Source organism: Streptococcus cameli (assembly GCF_053207365.1).
The window spans coordinates 313,040-328,092 of the sequence record NZ_JBRUIM010000001.1 but is presented as its reverse complement, the minus strand read 5'-3'; the positions used below and the strand labels follow the sequence as shown (position 1 = coordinate 328,092).

Sequence of the window (15,053 nt, the reverse complement as noted above, 5' to 3'; positions counted from 1 at the left end):
CTTTATTATACCACAGTTCGCTCATCAAAAAACACTCGAAGAATCCAATCTTTCGAGTGTTTGTATGTTAACTTGCTGTTTTTGTTAAGCGAATCAGCTGAGCAGTCGCAACGATTGGAATCACGGTTAATAAAATCAGCGAAGCTATTTGCCAATCTATTCTAACATATGTGAACAGCCCGTATACCCAATGCCAGTTCGATAGCACAAAACAAATAAGAGCTAGGAGCCAAACCAAATAGTTTTGGCTTTTCTTGGCTAACAAAGAAACTAGAGTAGCTACAAAAATGACTGGCAAATGTGGTAGAAAAACCCACAAATAGGCAAAAGCTCCCCAACCACGTTCAAATCCAAAGAGTACAACAGCTGCAATCACATGTAAGACCCAGTAAAGAGCCAAATAGTGAAAGAGCATTGTTTGGTAGAATTTGATTTTTCGTTGGTTCATACAGGTACCTACTTTCTCTTGCGTGCAATCAAATGAATCGGTGTTCCTTCAAAGACAAAGGCCTTGCGAATCTGGTTTTCTAGGAAACGCATGTAAGAAAAGTGCATGAGCTCTTCTTCGTTGACAAAGACGACAAAGGTTGGTGGCTTGGTCGCCACTTGGGTTGCATAGAAGATTTTCAAGCGTCTACCCTTGTCTGTCGGAGTCGGATTGATGGCAATGGCATCCATGATGACATCATTCAATACGGCAGATGGAATGCGGGTATTTTGACTTTGGCTAATGGCCTTGATCATATCAGGCAACTTGTTCAAGCGTTGTTTGGTCAAAGCGGAAACAAAGATAATCGGCGCGTAAGATAAGTATTGGAACTGGTCTCGAATGTCTTCTTCCCAGTTTTTCATGGTGTGGTTGTCCTTTTCCAAGGTATCCCACTTGTTCACGACGATAATGATTCCTTTTCCTGCTTCATGGGCAAATCCAGCGATTCGTTTGTCGTATTCTCGAATGCCCTCTTCAGCATTGATGACCATCAAGACCACATCGGAGCGGTCAATAGCCCGCATAGCCCGCATGACCGAATACTTTTCGGTGTTTTCATAGACCTTACCAGATTTGCGCATACCCGCCGTATCAATCATGGTAAATTCTTGGCCTTCACTGTCTGTAAAATGCGTATCAATAGCATCACGGGTCGTTCCAGCCACTGGCGAGGCAATCACGCGGTCTTCACCTAAAATGGCATTGATCAAGCTCGATTTTCCGACGTTTGGACGGCCAATCAAGCTAAATTTGATAATATCTGGATTTTCTTCTTCAATGCGGGTTGGTAGGTTTTCCACTATGGCATCCAAAACATCCCCTGTTCCGATACCGTGAACAGAAGAAACAGGATACGGATCTCCTAGACCGAGTGCATAGAAATCATAGATTTCGTTTCGCATTTCAGGATTATCGACCTTGTTAACAGCCAAAATCACTGGCTTATTGGTCTTGTACAGGATTCGAGCCACATACTCATCCGCATCGGTAATGCCTTCTTTACCTGACACCACAAAAACAATGACATCCGCCTCGTCCATGGCAATTTCTGCCTGGTGCTTGATTTGGGTCATAAATGGGGCATCTACATCATCGATACCGCCGGTATCAATAATGGAAAACTTGCGATTCAGCCATTCTGCTGTCGCATAAATCCGGTCTCGGGTCACACCCTCCACATCTTCGACAATGGAAATGCGCTCCCCAGCGAGCCGGTTAAAAAATGTTGATTTGCCGACGTTTGGACGTCCGACAATTGCAATCGTTGGTAAAGCCATTTTTTCTCACTTTTCTATAATAGTTTGTGTTTTTCAAGAAGTAACTTGGTTTCTGGTTGCTCGACATCTTTAAACTGATTGACCAATCGCTCCGACCAAAGTTCGGTTTGTCTTGCACCTGCATACTCCGTTTGAACCGCATCATGATCTTCAATAGCAGCCACATCCTGTTCTTGGTATTCTTCTTCAAAGACAATGGCTTCATAGGCCATACGCGGTTTGACTGGATGCTGTTGGTTTGGTACACCAAGGGCGATACAAAAGATTGGATAGGTGTAATCTGGCAAGGCAATCAATTCTGATACTGCGAGAGCTACGTGGCGAATCATGCCAATAAAGACTCCGCCGTAGCCAAGGCTCTCTGCTGCCAACATAGCGTTTTGTGCCGCCAAAGAAGCATCAACAGACGAAATCAGGAGATTTTCTGTCCCCTTGGCATCAAAAGGAGCACCATGCAAGGCAGCAGCCTTGCTGGCTCGATTGTGGTCCCCGACAAACACCAAAATCTTATCCGCCTGTAAAATCGCAGGTTGGGGCAAGAGGTCATAGAGCGCTTGTTTTTTCTCAGTGGACGATAGGACAACAATCGAGTAAGATTGGAAATTCTTCCAGGTCGAAGCCGCGCGTCCCGCATTGATAATGGCTTTTAAGTGGTCTTCTGGAATCGCCTCTTCCTTAAAGCGGCGGACAGAAGAATGGCGGTTCATCAAATCAATCGTCTCACTCATGGCGTTGGTTTTCTCCTTCCAAATGAACTTCTTTTGCTAAAAAACGAATTCGTTCCATCACGCGCTTGGCCTGCCAGGTCTCATCACCAGATTTGCCTTGAGACAAGCGTTTTTCCAAATCAGCAAATGAAAAATTCGACGTAAAGAAGGTCGGTAAATTTTCCTGCATCCGGTGTTGTAAAATAACCTGCAAGACATCATCACGGACCCAAGGACTGTGCTGCTCCGCTCCAATGTCATCCAAAATCAGAATATCGGCCTGCTTAACCGCATCAATTTCAGTTTTAACTTGTCCAGTTTGAATGGCATTTTTGACATTGACAACAAAGCTCGGGTAATGGAGCATGGTTGTCCCGACACCGTATCTCTCTGATAAGTCATGGGCCAAAGCCGCCAAGAGAAAACTCTTTCCAACCCCAAAATCCCCATAGACATAGAGCCCCTTTTTTTCTTGAGAAGTAAAATTGGCAATAAACTCATTTAAAAGTGTCAAGGCTTGAGCACGACCGTTTGTCAACTGGACACTATTTGCAGTGCCAGGTTTGAGAGTGGCCTGCTTTAAGCTGGCTGGCAATTCCACCAAGTTCATTCGCCTACGAATAGCGTCTTGGCGTTGGGCTTCTACCAATTCTGCTGTCTCTTGATAGGAGACGTCCGCATACCCTTCGTTCATAATGAGGATCGGTTTATAGCCTTTTGCAATGTAGGTTTGGTCTTGACTAAGCCATTTGTCCCGTTCCTTGATGTATTCAAAAAACTTGGAAATCGAGCGTTCCACAACGGCCTCATCAAGCTGATGTAACTGTACAAAATGGGAAACTTCACTATCTGCTAGAATCTCTTGGCAAATTTCCTGATAGGACTTGCGAACATGACGAGAGGTTGGATGCAATTTATCTTGAATATTCTTCATCTAGTCTCCTTTCTCTAAGTTGGCTAAAATTTCACGTTGAATTTTTTCAAGTTCTACCAAATCTTCTGCTGTCGTTGTATCCTTATAATCTGGATTGCTCCAACTTGGAATATTGGATTCTTTATGGCTAGTCTCAGCTTTTTTCTGACCTGCTTGCGGTTTTCGTTCAATTTTAAGATGCAAAATAGCCGCTTCTGCCGTCCGAATTTGATGATAGGAAAAATCATTCCCTAACTTCATGGCATATTTTTCATTCAGATTGGCCGAATCCACCTTGTTAAAGGTGTAGAGCACAATCACATTGATGACTTCATTCAAGAGGCCCAAATGAGCTAGTTCGTTCAAACAGGCTCTCTCTGAAGCCATCACCGAAGCCCGTTTGTTGGTTTTAATAGCCGTTAAAAAATCCAATGGAGTGAGACTCTTGCTTTCTCGAATCAAGGCTTGCTCCGCTTTAGAAAATTCGGCTGGACTTGTTGCGCCAGAAGAAACTTGCAAACGCTCCTTCATCCGTTTCGGCGAGATTTGATGTCCAACTGCCGTTTCTTTCGCCAATTGATATAAACTCAGCCAATCCATCTGTTCACTTTCAGCTAAATGATAGAGCCCAATCAAATCCGACTCTTCATCTGTAAACCGCAACTGATGGCGAGCCATCATGTGTTGAAAGGCACTGCTATCAAAAGAGGTGTTTGCCTTTTTCTTCTCATCTGGTTGTCCATCCATTTGAAAGACTTGAGAAAAGCGCTTAGAAACAGAATCGCCCTTTACTGGATGGCTTGCCTGCATCTGTTCTACCGCATGCTCTCCGATTTTTTTACTTAAAAGAGAGCGATAGAGCCTCTCCTGTAAAAAATCTTCCTGCGACAGAGGAGCCTTTAAGACCAGAGTATAATGAGACTCGTTTTCAAAAATTTCCAACAACTGCAGAGCACTTAAGACATCAAGAGCTTGCTCCAAAACCGTTTGTCCAAAATTCAAATGGTTTAAAATCTGGCTAAAACGGTAACGCCCAGCACCACCATCCTCATTGGCCACCAAGTAATGGTAGAGAGCAAAGGCTGGTAAACCAATAATCGGCTGGTAACACTGGATTAAACTGTGGCTATCTGGAACAAAACGCGGGATTTTATGATAGGAAAAAGTGTTATTTGGGATCATGGCATTCTCCTATTTTTTATTGCGGTTCCCCTTGGTGATTTGCTTGAGGAGATTTTCGATTTCACTGACATCTTTAAAGGAACGGTAAACAGAGGCAAAACGAACATAGGTAATTTCGTCTAATTCAACCAATTCTTCCATGACAAAATTACCAATCACATCACTCTCTACTTCTCCATCACTATAAGAACGCACCTTTTGTTCAATTCGGTTCACGATTTCGTCAATATCAGCAGTTGAAACAGGACGTTTTTGTGCAGAACGAATAATGCCATTAAAGATTTTTTCACGAGAAAATTGTTCCCTTGTTCCATCTTTTTTAACAACTACTAGGGTTTTTTCTTCCAATCGTTCGTAGGTCGTAAAGCGATAAGCACAGTTTTCACATTCTCTTCTTCGTCTAATAGTATTTCCATCGTCAGCTTGACGCGTATCAACAACACTGGATTTTATACTCGTACATTTGGGACAACGCATCTTCTCTCCCCCATTCTATCATTATCACTTCATTGTACCACACTTTAGGGGAGATGGAAAGTTATCCCTATCTTCCTTTGAAAGAACAAAAAGACAAGCCAAGGCTTGTCCCAAGTTTAGGTTGTGGTTGCATCTTGACATTCAATATCCTTTTTAGCCAGACGACGATAAGTCCACTCACGAACTAGACGATAAACAACTGCAAAGATCGGGGTAAAAAAGACCATCCCCAATAAACCAAATAGATTTCCACCAATTAAGGCCGCAGCCAAGGTAAAAAGAGTCGGTAAGCCAACAGACTGGCCGACAACACGTGGGTAAATCACATTCCCCTCAATAAGCTGAATGACTTGAAACAACACAATAGAGCCCAAACCTAATAAGGGATCTTGAACAGCGATAAAGAGCGCACTAATCAAGCAAGCCGATAACGGACCAATATAAGGGATAAAAGAAAGCACTCCCGATAAAATCCCTGCCATCGCAGCATAAGGCATACCAAACAAACTATAACTCACAAAAACCAAGGTTCCGATAATAACAGCTTCTACGATTTGACTCATCAAAAACTTATCATAGGTATCCACAATAACCTCGCCAATGTAATGTACCATACGAACAATACGCTCTGAAAAAAAGGCATTCAATAACTTGATGGCCATAGAAGATAGATGCTCTTTGCTAGTTAAAATACTAATGGTAAAAAAGAATGCCATGATAAGCGTCAACACGTTGGAAAAAAGGCCTCCAACGTTTGCTACCAAACCAGACAAAAATGCCGTTACATAACCGGAAACACTATCCCAACCTTTAAAACTAGCAAGATATTCTTTCACCTGTCCCTCAATACTCTCTGGTAAGAATCCGCTATTGGTCAAAAAATCACCAATCTTCGGAATTGCGGTGTTCACAACGGTCACCAACTGTGAAATCGTTGTTGTCAAAGTGGGCAAAACAATCAAAACAAGGCCTGTCACAATTAAGACAAAGGCGACCAAGACACTGGCCAAGGCAAAGCCTCTACGAAATCGTTCTGGCAGCTTCAGCTTCTCCAGCAATTCTTCTGTTTTTTTCATAGGGACATTTAAAACAAAAGCCAACATCCCACCCACAAAAAGAGAATTCATACTGCCCAAAATCCATTGAAAGGATTGATACAACTCTCCATAATTCAAGACCGCTAACAAAACTAGGGCCGCAAAACTAATCAATGCTATCTTTTCTTTAAAACTTGTGTTCATTCTTTTTCAAACTCCAAAAAATCAGTATAGTTTATTATAGCGTACATGGGAAAAAAAGTCTGTTTTGAAGGCACAATAAAAGACTGAGTTCTATCTCAGCCTTTTATTCTTCATCTCTCATGGCATATCCAAAACCACGAATGGTGCGGATATAGGATTCTTGTCCTGGAACGTCTAGCTTGCCACGTAGATAGCGAATGTACACATCCACCACATTTGTTCCCGTAGCAGAATCATACTTCCAAACCTTTGCCAAAAGGTACTCACGCGTCAGAGGTTCCTGACTGTCCATCAAGATTGCTAACAAGTCATATTCTCTACGCGTTAAGCTAATCACTTCATTTCCACGCGAAACGGTTCGATTTTGAAAATCAATCTTCAAATCCCGATAAGCAGCCTGCAATTTGACTTGTTTACAATTCTTATCAATAAAATCACGACCACGGAAAATGGCTGCAACTTGCTCTACTAAGTCACTAATGACAAAGGGTTTTATCGTGTAAAAGACAGCGTATTGTTCAATCTCTTCTCCGTGAGCTTTGGCTTCATCACTTTCAACAACTACTACCATGACAGTAGCTGGTTTGAAACGGATAATTTCTTTGGCTAGTTGTGTACTAGTCATATCCGATAGTTGGTAACTCATCAAAATCAAATCAAAATCCGTCTCATGTGCTAAAAGAAGCGCTTCTGCTCCGGTCGCAGCATAATCCACAAGATAGTCATATTTTTGCAGTTCCATAGACACGAAATGTGAGAGATTTCGCTCTTTTCCTGCGATCAGAATTTTTTTAGCCATGCTTAGTTTTCATCATACCATGAATAATGGAATGTGCCTTCTTTGTCTTTTCGTTGGTAAGTGTGGGCACCAAAGTAATCGCGTTGCGCTTGAATCAAGTTGGCTGGCAAATCAGCAGAACGGTAGCTATCATAATAAGTAATCGCTGCTGAAAAGGTTGGAGCTGGCACTCCTGCTTGTACAGCAATGGTTACAATATCACGAACAGCCTGTTGGTACTTGCTGGTCACATCCAAGAAGTATTCGTCCAAGAGAAGGTTTGCCAAGTCTGCTTCACGGTTGTAGGCATCTGTAATCTTTTGTAAGAATTGCGAACGAATGATACAACCATCACGCCAGATAGAAGCGATGTCCGCAAATGGCAAGTTCCAGTTGTGTTCTTTAGAAGCTACGCGCAATTGAGCAAATCCTTGAGCGTATGAAATAATCTTAGAGAAGTACAAGGCTTGACGAATTTTTTCAATCAATTCAGCCTTATCACCTTCATAGGTATAGTCTACGCCTGGTAAAACTTTGCTAGCATGCACACGTTCTTCTTTATAGGTTGAGATATAACGGGCAAAGACTGATTCTGTAATCAGAGACAATGGCACACCCAAGTCAAGCGCGTTTTGACTTGTCCATTTACCTGTTCCCTTGTTTCCAGCAGCGTCTAAGATGTAATCCACGATTGGGCCATCTTGGCCTTGGTCATCTTTACGGCTCAAGATATCTGCTGTGATTTGGATCAAATAGCTGTCTAATTCTCCCTTATTCCATTCTGCAAAAATATCTGCCATTTCGTCTGCTGAAAGCCCCAGTAGATTTTGCATCAAATCGTAAGATTCAGCGATCAACTGCATGTCTCCGTACTCAATCCCGTTGTGGACTGTTTTTACATAATGTCCTGCACCATCTGGTCCGATATAGGTCACACACGGTTTGCCATCTTGTGGCGCTTTGGCAGAGATTTCTTCCAAGACATCTGCTACCAAGTCATAGGCTTCTTTTTGACCACCAGGCATGATGGATGGACCTTCGAGAGCTCCTTTTTCACCGCCAGATACACCTGTTCCAATAAAGTTAATACCTGAGTCTGCCAATTCTTTGGAGCGACGAATGGTATCTTCAAAGTAGGTGTTTCCACCATCAATCAAGATGTCGCCCTTGTCCAAGTGTGGCAAGAGGGCTTGGATCGTTGCATCTGTACCAGGACCTGCTTGAACCATCAACATAATGCGACGTGGGGTTTCAATCGATTGCACAAAACTTTCCACATCATAGCTTGGTAATAAGTTTTTACCTGGGTTGCTGGCTACTACATCTTCTGTTTTGTCTGCTGAACGGTTGTAAATCGCCACCTTATAGCCACGTGATTCTACATTGAGGGCAAGGTTACGGCCCATAACTGCCATACCAACCACACCAAAATTTGCTTTTGTCATGAATTCATACTCCTTAACATACTTTGCCAATTGAAAAATTGAGATTGTTTTCCCAATCAATTGGCGATGTTCCATTTTAATTTATAATTGGAACAAATTTTATCTCTTCTATTATACACAGAAAAATGTGATTTTTCAAATTTTCTGTCAATTTCATTCTTCATCGAATAATCCCTGCAATCCTGCAAAGGGACTTGCTTCTTCTTGTTTTTCCTGTAAGCTAGCTTGGTATTGACTTTCCGTCATCACCGTCCAATTTTCTCCAGAGGGCATTGCCTCTTCTTGCTCTTCCGCTTCTGTCAAAACTTTGGCAGGTAAGTTGAGCAGGATATTGTCCGCCACACTCTCATCTAAGATAATGGTCTCATTTTCAATCAGCAAGACCATCTCTGCATCGACCATGTCTTTTTCTTTGAGCGTTACTTCATCTGCTACAAACAACTCTAAAACAGGGTACGACTCCGTCCATGAAACAGGCTCCATGGAACGACTAGACGCCATGGTGATGTCATAAGAGAGTTGGTATTCCAAAAAATACATGCCTGCTTCGTAACGAACCCGACCAAGGGCAGTAAGTGATGAGAGGTCTAAAATCTCTGGATTCCTACTCAACAATTCTGCTGTTAAATCCAACTTTTCATCAAAGACGATGCCTTCTGGATTTTTCTGCAAGTCATAAATATGGAATTGAACCATCTTATCCCTCCAATTCCGTAATGTATTGGTAGACTTGTTGTCCCGCAATAGCTCCATCTCCAACTGCGGTCGTTACTTGACGCAAGTGCTTCTGACGCAAATCACCAATGGCAAAAATCCCCGCTTGACTCGTTTCCATTTTTTCATTGGTCAAAACCCAGCCAGCGTTATCTGTAATGCCTAAATTGGCAACCGATTCAGACATTGGATCCAAACCGACATAGATAAAGACCCCACCAAAGGCTTGTTCTGAAACATCACCTGTTTTGACATTTTTGATGACGACAGACTGAACTTTTCGCTCATCACCCTTGATTTCTTCGACCACACTATCCCAGATAAATTTAATTTTCTCATTGGCAAAGGCACGGTCTTGAATAATCTTTTGAGCACGGAGTTCATTGCGGCGGTGAACAATGGTCACACTGCTTGCAAACTGTGTTAAGAAAATAGCCTCTTCAACAGCTGAGTCGCCTCCCCCAACAACCAAGAGATCTTGGTCTCGGAAGAAGGCCCCATCACAAACCGCACAATAAGAAACACCACGGCTATTGAATTCTGATTCTCCTGGGACGCCTAGTGGACGGTGAACAGCTCCCATAGCAAGAATGACCGTTTTGGCTTCAAAGGTTTCATCTTCTGTGATGACTTTTTTGACCACACCGTCAGTCTCCACACGCACCACATGACCAAACAGGTGTTCTACACCAAATTTTTCCAAGGGCTCATACATCTTTTCTGCCAACTCTGGGCCTGTAATCATCTCATAGCCTGGATAATTTTCAATCTCGGAGGTATTGTTCATCTGTCCGCCGTAGATTCCACGTTCCAAGAGCCCAACTTTTAAATTACTACGGGCTGCATATAGTGCCGCTGTCATTCCAGCAGGGCCTGATCCAATAATTAGGGTATCGTACATATTTTCCTCATTCTAACTTGAACTTATGCTCGAAGCATCAACAAAATCCCAATAACACCAAAAGCTGTAATGGGAATGGTCATGACATTGATCATCAAAAGATCAACTAATACATCTCGTCTTTCCTGCAGGGTCTTGTCTACGCCCTTAAAAGCTCGGCGTAAAAACCAGACCAAACTAATAGATACAACTACAATTGCCGCAATCAACAAGCTTTGTAGGTAGAGACTTAAAATGGTTTGCAACATGGATTTTCCTATTCTTTTTAGAAGGTTTGACGTTTGGCCTTGCGCTCTGCACGACCTTTGGCACGGGCTTCTACACGTTTGGTTTTGCGGCGTTTCTCATCAACTGCCCATTTGATTTTTTTCTTGTAACCTGGTTTGATTTTTTTCTTTTTCTTCTTAACCAAGCCCATCATTTCCAAATCCAATTTTTCCTTGGATTTTTCCCGATTGATTCGACGGTCACGGTCGTAGGTATCTACGAACTCGCCATCTTTCATCTCTTTTGGAGCAAAGGAAATGTTGAGTTTTTCTAATTCACGGATATCAGCATCATCGCTTGGCTGGTATAGCGTGATGGCAATGCCAGATAGGCCATTTCGACCTGTCCGCCCAACACGGTGAACAAAGAAGGATAAATCTTGCGGAATTGCATCGTTGATGACATGACTGACACCTTCGATGTCAATCCCACGAGCTGCCAAATCAGTGGCCACAATGTATTCAAAATCCAGGTTTTTAACCTGGTTCATAATCCGTTTTCGTTCACGCGGTGGAATATCCCCATGGATTTTTGCTACCCGCAAGCCATTGGCTGTCAAATAGGCGTGGAGTTCATCAGCCCGTGTCTTGGTATTGACGAAAATCATGGCCAAATAAGGTTGCATGAGTTTGGTCATTTCCAAAATTTGCGCATTTTTATCCCGCCCCTTGGTGGAGATCAGCCAATTCTCAATGGTATCGGAAATCACTGTCTTGGTCTTGATTTGCTCCATTATCGGATTGGTCAAGTATTTTTTCAAAAAGGGTTGTAATTTCTGCGGAATTGTCGCAGAAAAGACCATGAATTGCAGTTGTTTAGGAAGACTAGAGGCAATTTTATCAACTGTTTCCAAAAAGCCCATGTCCAAGGTCATATCGGCTTCGTCCACAACAAAGACACCAGCCTTGTGAATGGCCAAATCCCCAGACTTCACCAAGTCATAAATACGTCCAGGCGTTCCAATGACAATGTGGGGCTGGTTGCTCTGCAATTTGCCTATTTGACGGGTCTTATCTGTTCCACCGACATAGTTGGCCACACGCACTTCAATCTCTGAGTGCTCCGCAATTTGCCGCGCAGCCTGGTAGATTTGCGTTGCTAACTCACGAGATGGTGCTGTAATCACCGCTTGGACCTGATCCTTTTCTTCTTCCAACTGTTGAAAAATCGGAATCAAGAAGGTATGGGTCTTCCCAGATCCTGTCTTTGACTCCCCCACCAAATCCCGTCCAGATAAGACAATAGGAATCAGCTTTTCTTGGACCTCTGTCGCTGTTACAAAGTTGATGGCTGCCAAGGCTTTCTGGATATAATCTTTTAATGTAAATTCTGTAAATTTCATAGTTTCCTCAATTTCTAGTATCTTCTATTATAGCAGAAAAAACAGCAGTTGACTGCTGTTTGATATTAGAAATACAAAATAGCCAGTGTGACAAGACTCATGAACAAGCCCAGTCCCCACAAAAAGGCGTCCACTTTCCATTCACTCCATTTTCCGCCTTTTCCTGTCAATCCACCCAGTTCCAAATGATGGTGGAAAGGGGTCATCCGAAAAATCCGACGGCCTTCTCCATATTTTTTCTTGGTATATTTGAAATAAGCAACTTGCAACATGACAGAAGCCGTTTCAATGACATAGACCAACCCTATCAAGAGAAGAGTCCATTCTTGGTGCAGCGCGATAGAAATGGTTGCTAGCATTCCACCGAGGGCCAAACTTCCGACATCCCCCATAAAAATCTTTGCAGGCTTGTGATTGTAAACAAAGAAGCCAAGCAAACCACCAATCATTGTTACACAGACCAATAAGATATCATACTGCTTTTGAACAAAAGCAATGATTGAATAAGCGACCAGACTAATCACAACGGAGATAGAGGCTAAACCATCAATACCATCTGTTAAATTGACGGCATTGGAAAAGCCGACTAACCAAAAGAGGGCAAAAAAGATATAGAAGACGCCGATATGGAGTGAATAGCCAAAAATATTTAATTCTCCACCACCAGAAGCTTGTACATGTGAAAAATAGAAAACCAAGCCACCTAGGATTTGCAAGGCCAGTTTTTGTCTAGGGTTCAAGCCTTCATTGATTTTACGAAAAACTTTCAAGAAATCATCTAAAAAACCAACAAAGCCATATAGTGTTAGGATAAACAATATTGCTGCTACCCCGCCTGTCAACATCTTACTAGCAAGGGCTGCTAAGAGGCTCACTAAAATCGAAACAAGCAAGAAGACAGTGCCGCCCATAGTTGGCGTTCCAGCCTTGAATTGGTGCTGCTTGACATCTTCATGCATCTGTTGGCCTTCAATGCGCTTGGCCTGATAAAATTTAATAAAAACTGGAATCAACAAAACTGTACCTATAAAGGACAAGATTCCTGCTACAAGAGTAGCTACCATATTATTCTCCTAGAGTTACTTTTATTTTTTTCGTTTTCTTAATCGACTTTCCTGTCTCTATATTCTGCTCAATGACTTTGCCACCTTCACCTTCAAAGACAACTTCAATTTTTGTCCACTCTGAAAACTGTTCTACATTCTCTTTTGTCCAGCCGTACATATCCGGCATGCTCTCTGGTTTTCCTGTATAGAGTAATACTTGTTGATTGGCAACAAGGTTTTCCCCGATAGGAACAGAGGTTTTTTTTATGGTATTGGTATGACCGATAATGATTGGCTGAACCAATTGCCGACGTAATTGATCTGCGGTATCACCTGGGGTCTGACCAACAACATCTGGCATGGCATAAGCCGTCTCATTCCGTACCATTGATAAGGTTGCAGCTGGACCCTCCAAATTTAAACTGTCCTTTAAGAGCATCGCTTCCTTTAAAACAGGGTTGACGATGTCTTGCCAATTTAAAAGCGAAAAAGCTTCTGGCTCCCTTAAGGTCACATACATGATAAATTCTGGATTTTCTGCAGGAACCATGGCAACAACCGAGTTGATAACAGCATTGGCTCCCTCTACATATCCTGTCCCATCATCTTTTGCAATCTCGGCTGTACCAGATTTCACTGCAACATTATAACCGTCAACCTTGATAACTGCTCCACCTGCATAAGAAGAATAAAGGGTTCCATAGTAAGGATCTGTACCAACGCCAATCATATATTGGCGGGTGTCCTGTGCTGCTTTTGCTGAAACTGGATTTCCGACCACTTCTTTTTGGGAAATCCGACTACTGTCTGTATTTGGATCATAGAGAGCAGAGATAAACTTAGGCTCTAGCATAATCCCATCATTTCCAATAGCACTAAAGGCACGAAGCATCTGTACCTGGGTCACCGAAATGGCCTGCCCAAAGGAACTCATGCCAATGGACACGATATTGTCTGCAGGAAGAATCCCTGCTTCTTCTCCTCCCATACCAAAACGAGTCGGATAGCCAAAACGAAACTTCGCCAAGTAATCCAACCACTTGGCATCTCCCATTTCATGTTGCAAGCGCAACATCCCAACGTTACTAGAGATTGTAAAGCCCTGAATGTAATTTAAAAGCATCGGATCTTTACCGCCATTGACCATCCAGTCATTGATGGTACGGTCTGCAATGGTATAACCATTATTGACATAAGTATCATGCGGTCGAAAGCTTCCATTATCAATGGCAGCAGCCACTGTCATCACTTTCATGGTTGACCCTGGTTCAAAGTTTTCTTGGTAGAGTTGCGAGCGCCATACCAAATCTTTTGTCAACCCTTTTTTGGTATCCGCATCGAAACTAGGTCTTTGAGCTGTCGCTAAAATCTCGCCGGTCTTTGCTGATACTAAAGTGGCATTTGCTAGCTTTCCTTTTGTCTTCTCATAAAAGACGTCCATGTTGGTTTCTAGTGAGCGTTGCAACTCAGTTGATAGAGTCGTATAAACGTCTTGTCCATCTCTTTTTTCACGTTCAACGGTTTCAGTACCTGGAATGATTCGTCCAGAACTATCTTTTTCATAACGAATTTTTCCATCTTGACCAGACAAAATAGCATTCAGCGCATTTTCTAAACCAGTCTGGCCTTTTAGGCTCTGGCTACCATCTTTATTGTCTTCCAACTGCGCCAATCCAATAAAAAAGCTCGCAAAATTTCCATTTGGATACATCCGTCCTGGACTAGTTGAAAAGCTAATACCTTTTATACCTGCTGATTCAGCATCTGCCAAAATTGCATTCATAGTACTGTATGAAATGTTTTTCCCTTTCACACCAAAATAAATCTGATAAAGGTTAGGAAGATTAAGCTGTTCTATAACGAAGGATTCTTTCATGTCCAAGTGCTTTTTGAAGATTTTGGCAACCTTGTTAAAGTGATCTTTCTGGACATACAGAGGTTCCCCTGAAGCAGAAACATAATTTTTATCTACTACCGCATAAACTGTATAGGTCGTAGAATCTTCTGCAATCGGCATCCCGGTCCGGTCATAGATGGTTCCTCTTTTCGCTTGTACCGTCACGGTCGTTTGATGGACACGCTTGGCCCCTTCTGATAAATCGACTCCAAACTTTTGATCTGTTCCAATGATAATGGCAAAATTGATCAAAAAGACAAAGAAAATAAACACACTCAAAAATGTTAAACTTTGGCCAACACGAGCTCTATTTTGTGCAGGAGTTTGCTTGTTTTTTAAGATATATCTCAGAAGTTTTTGTTTTTTACTTGGCATC

The 15,053-nt window shown here is 42.4% G+C and carries 15 protein-coding genes; all 15 read right to left on the bottom strand.

Going from position 1 to position 15,053, the window contains the following annotated elements:
- Positions 1 to 67: 67 nt before the first annotated feature.
- Complete coding sequence (locus tag ACVR1I_RS01675) at positions 68 to 448, bottom strand: hypothetical protein (protein WP_447442312.1); 381 nt, start codon at positions 446 to 448, stop codon at positions 68 to 70.
- An 8-nt stretch (positions 449 to 456) separates the two neighbouring features.
- Positions 457 to 1,767 carry a ribosome biogenesis GTPase Der gene (der, locus tag ACVR1I_RS01670; RefSeq protein WP_447442311.1) on the bottom strand — a complete coding sequence of 437 codons (1,311 nt, stop codon included), beginning with the start codon at positions 1,765 to 1,767 and terminating at the stop codon, positions 457 to 459.
- Between the two features lie 14 nt (positions 1,768 to 1,781).
- Positions 1,782 to 2,495, bottom strand: coding sequence for a nitroreductase family protein (locus tag ACVR1I_RS01665; protein ID WP_447442310.1), 714 nt, complete (start codon positions 2,493 to 2,495; stop codon positions 1,782 to 1,784).
- The gene (gene dnaI, locus ACVR1I_RS01660; protein ID WP_447442309.1) at positions 2,488 to 3,408 is read right to left on the bottom strand and encodes a primosomal protein DnaI; all 921 of its coding nucleotides are present in this window, start codon (positions 3,406 to 3,408) and stop codon (positions 2,488 to 2,490) included. Before dnaI ends, ACVR1I_RS01665 begins: the two co-directional genes overlap by 8 nt.
- Positions 3,409 to 4,569: a replication initiation and membrane attachment family protein gene (locus ACVR1I_RS01655; protein ID WP_447442308.1), complete on the bottom strand. Its 1,161-nt coding sequence runs from the start codon at positions 4,567 to 4,569 to the stop codon at positions 3,409 to 3,411.
- Positions 4,570 to 4,578: 9 nt separating this feature from the next.
- Complete coding sequence (gene nrdR / locus ACVR1I_RS01650; RefSeq protein WP_447442307.1) at positions 4,579 to 5,046, bottom strand: transcriptional regulator NrdR; 468 nt, start codon at positions 5,044 to 5,046, stop codon at positions 4,579 to 4,581.
- Positions 5,047 to 5,162: 116 nt separating this feature from the next.
- Positions 5,163 to 6,287: an AI-2E family transporter gene (locus ACVR1I_RS01645; RefSeq protein WP_447442306.1), complete on the bottom strand. Its 1,125-nt coding sequence runs from the start codon at positions 6,285 to 6,287 to the stop codon at positions 5,163 to 5,165.
- A gap of 103 nt (positions 6,288 to 6,390) precedes the next feature.
- Positions 6,391 to 7,086, bottom strand: a complete 696-nt coding sequence (locus tag ACVR1I_RS01640) for a response regulator transcription factor (RefSeq protein WP_447442305.1) — start codon at positions 7,084 to 7,086, stop codon at positions 6,391 to 6,393.
- A 2-nt stretch (positions 7,087 to 7,088) separates the two neighbouring features.
- Positions 7,089 to 8,510 (bottom strand): NADP-dependent phosphogluconate dehydrogenase, encoded by a 1,422-nt coding sequence (gene gnd, locus ACVR1I_RS01635; protein WP_447442304.1) that lies wholly within the window; start codon positions 8,508 to 8,510, stop codon positions 7,089 to 7,091.
- Between the two features lie 153 nt (positions 8,511 to 8,663).
- The gene (locus ACVR1I_RS01630) at positions 8,664 to 9,206 is read right to left on the bottom strand and encodes a YceD family protein (RefSeq protein WP_447442303.1); all 543 of its coding nucleotides are present in this window, start codon (positions 9,204 to 9,206) and stop codon (positions 8,664 to 8,666) included.
- 1 nt (position 9,207) lies between these two features.
- A complete protein-coding gene (gene trxB, locus ACVR1I_RS01625) occupies positions 9,208 to 10,125 on the bottom strand; it encodes a thioredoxin-disulfide reductase (protein WP_447442302.1) in 918 nt (305 codons plus the stop codon).
- A 23-nt stretch (positions 10,126 to 10,148) separates the two neighbouring features.
- Positions 10,149 to 10,373: a DUF4059 family protein gene (locus tag ACVR1I_RS01620; RefSeq protein ID WP_447442301.1), complete on the bottom strand. Its 225-nt coding sequence runs from the start codon at positions 10,371 to 10,373 to the stop codon at positions 10,149 to 10,151.
- 17 nt (positions 10,374 to 10,390) lie between these two features.
- Positions 10,391 to 11,734 carry a DEAD/DEAH box helicase gene (locus ACVR1I_RS01615; RefSeq protein WP_447442300.1) on the bottom strand — a complete coding sequence of 448 codons (1,344 nt, stop codon included), beginning with the start codon at positions 11,732 to 11,734 and terminating at the stop codon, positions 10,391 to 10,393.
- A gap of 65 nt (positions 11,735 to 11,799) precedes the next feature.
- Positions 11,800 to 12,798: a phospho-N-acetylmuramoyl-pentapeptide-transferase gene (mraY, locus tag ACVR1I_RS01610; protein ID WP_447442299.1), complete on the bottom strand. Its 999-nt coding sequence runs from the start codon at positions 12,796 to 12,798 to the stop codon at positions 11,800 to 11,802.
- 1 nt (position 12,799) lies between these two features.
- Positions 12,800 to 15,052 carry a penicillin-binding protein PBP2X gene (pbp2x, locus tag ACVR1I_RS01605; protein WP_447442298.1) on the bottom strand — a complete coding sequence of 751 codons (2,253 nt, stop codon included), beginning with the start codon at positions 15,050 to 15,052 and terminating at the stop codon, positions 12,800 to 12,802.
- Position 15,053: the final 1 nt, after the last annotated feature.

Bases quoted from the DNA above. Each gene is read 5' to 3' on its own strand.
- ACVR1I_RS01655 (WP_447442308.1), bottom strand. From the start codon at position 4,569: ATGATCCCAAATAACACTTTTTCCTATCATAAAATCCCGCGTTTTGTT.
- trxB (WP_447442302.1), bottom strand. From the start codon at position 10,125: ATGTACGATACCCTAATTATTGGATCAGGCCCTGCTGGAATGACAGCG.
- mraY (WP_447442299.1), bottom strand. From the start codon at position 12,798: ATGGTAGCTACTCTTGTAGCAGGAATCTTGTCCTTTATAGGTACAGTT.
- nrdR (WP_447442307.1), bottom strand. From the start codon at position 5,046: ATGCGTTGTCCCAAATGTACGAGTATAAAATCCAGTGTTGTTGATACG.
- ACVR1I_RS01630 (WP_447442303.1), bottom strand. From the start codon at position 9,206: ATGGTTCAATTCCATATTTATGACTTGCAGAAAAATCCAGAAGGCATC.
- gnd (WP_447442304.1), bottom strand. From the start codon at position 8,510: ATGACAAAAGCAAATTTTGGTGTGGTTGGTATGGCAGTTATGGGCCGT.
- pbp2x (WP_447442298.1), bottom strand. From the start codon at position 15,052: ATGCCAAGTAAAAAACAAAAACTTCTGAGATATATCTTAAAAAACAAG.
- ACVR1I_RS01640 (WP_447442305.1), bottom strand. From the start codon at position 7,086: ATGGCTAAAAAAATTCTGATCGCAGGAAAAGAGCGAAATCTCTCACAT.
- ACVR1I_RS01615 (WP_447442300.1), bottom strand. From the start codon at position 11,734: ATGAAATTTACAGAATTTACATTAAAAGATTATATCCAGAAAGCCTTG.
- der (WP_447442311.1), bottom strand. From the start codon at position 1,767: ATGGCTTTACCAACGATTGCAATTGTCGGACGTCCAAACGTCGGCAAA.
- dnaI (WP_447442309.1), bottom strand. From the start codon at position 3,408: ATGAAGAATATTCAAGATAAATTGCATCCAACCTCTCGTCATGTTCGC.
- ACVR1I_RS01675 (WP_447442312.1), bottom strand. From the start codon at position 448: ATGAACCAACGAAAAATCAAATTCTACCAAACAATGCTCTTTCACTAT.
- ACVR1I_RS01645 (WP_447442306.1), bottom strand. From the start codon at position 6,287: ATGAACACAAGTTTTAAAGAAAAGATAGCATTGATTAGTTTTGCGGCC.
- ACVR1I_RS01665 (WP_447442310.1), bottom strand. From the start codon at position 2,495: ATGAGTGAGACGATTGATTTGATGAACCGCCATTCTTCTGTCCGCCGC.
- ACVR1I_RS01620 (WP_447442301.1), bottom strand. From the start codon at position 10,373: ATGTTGCAAACCATTTTAAGTCTCTACCTACAAAGCTTGTTGATTGCG.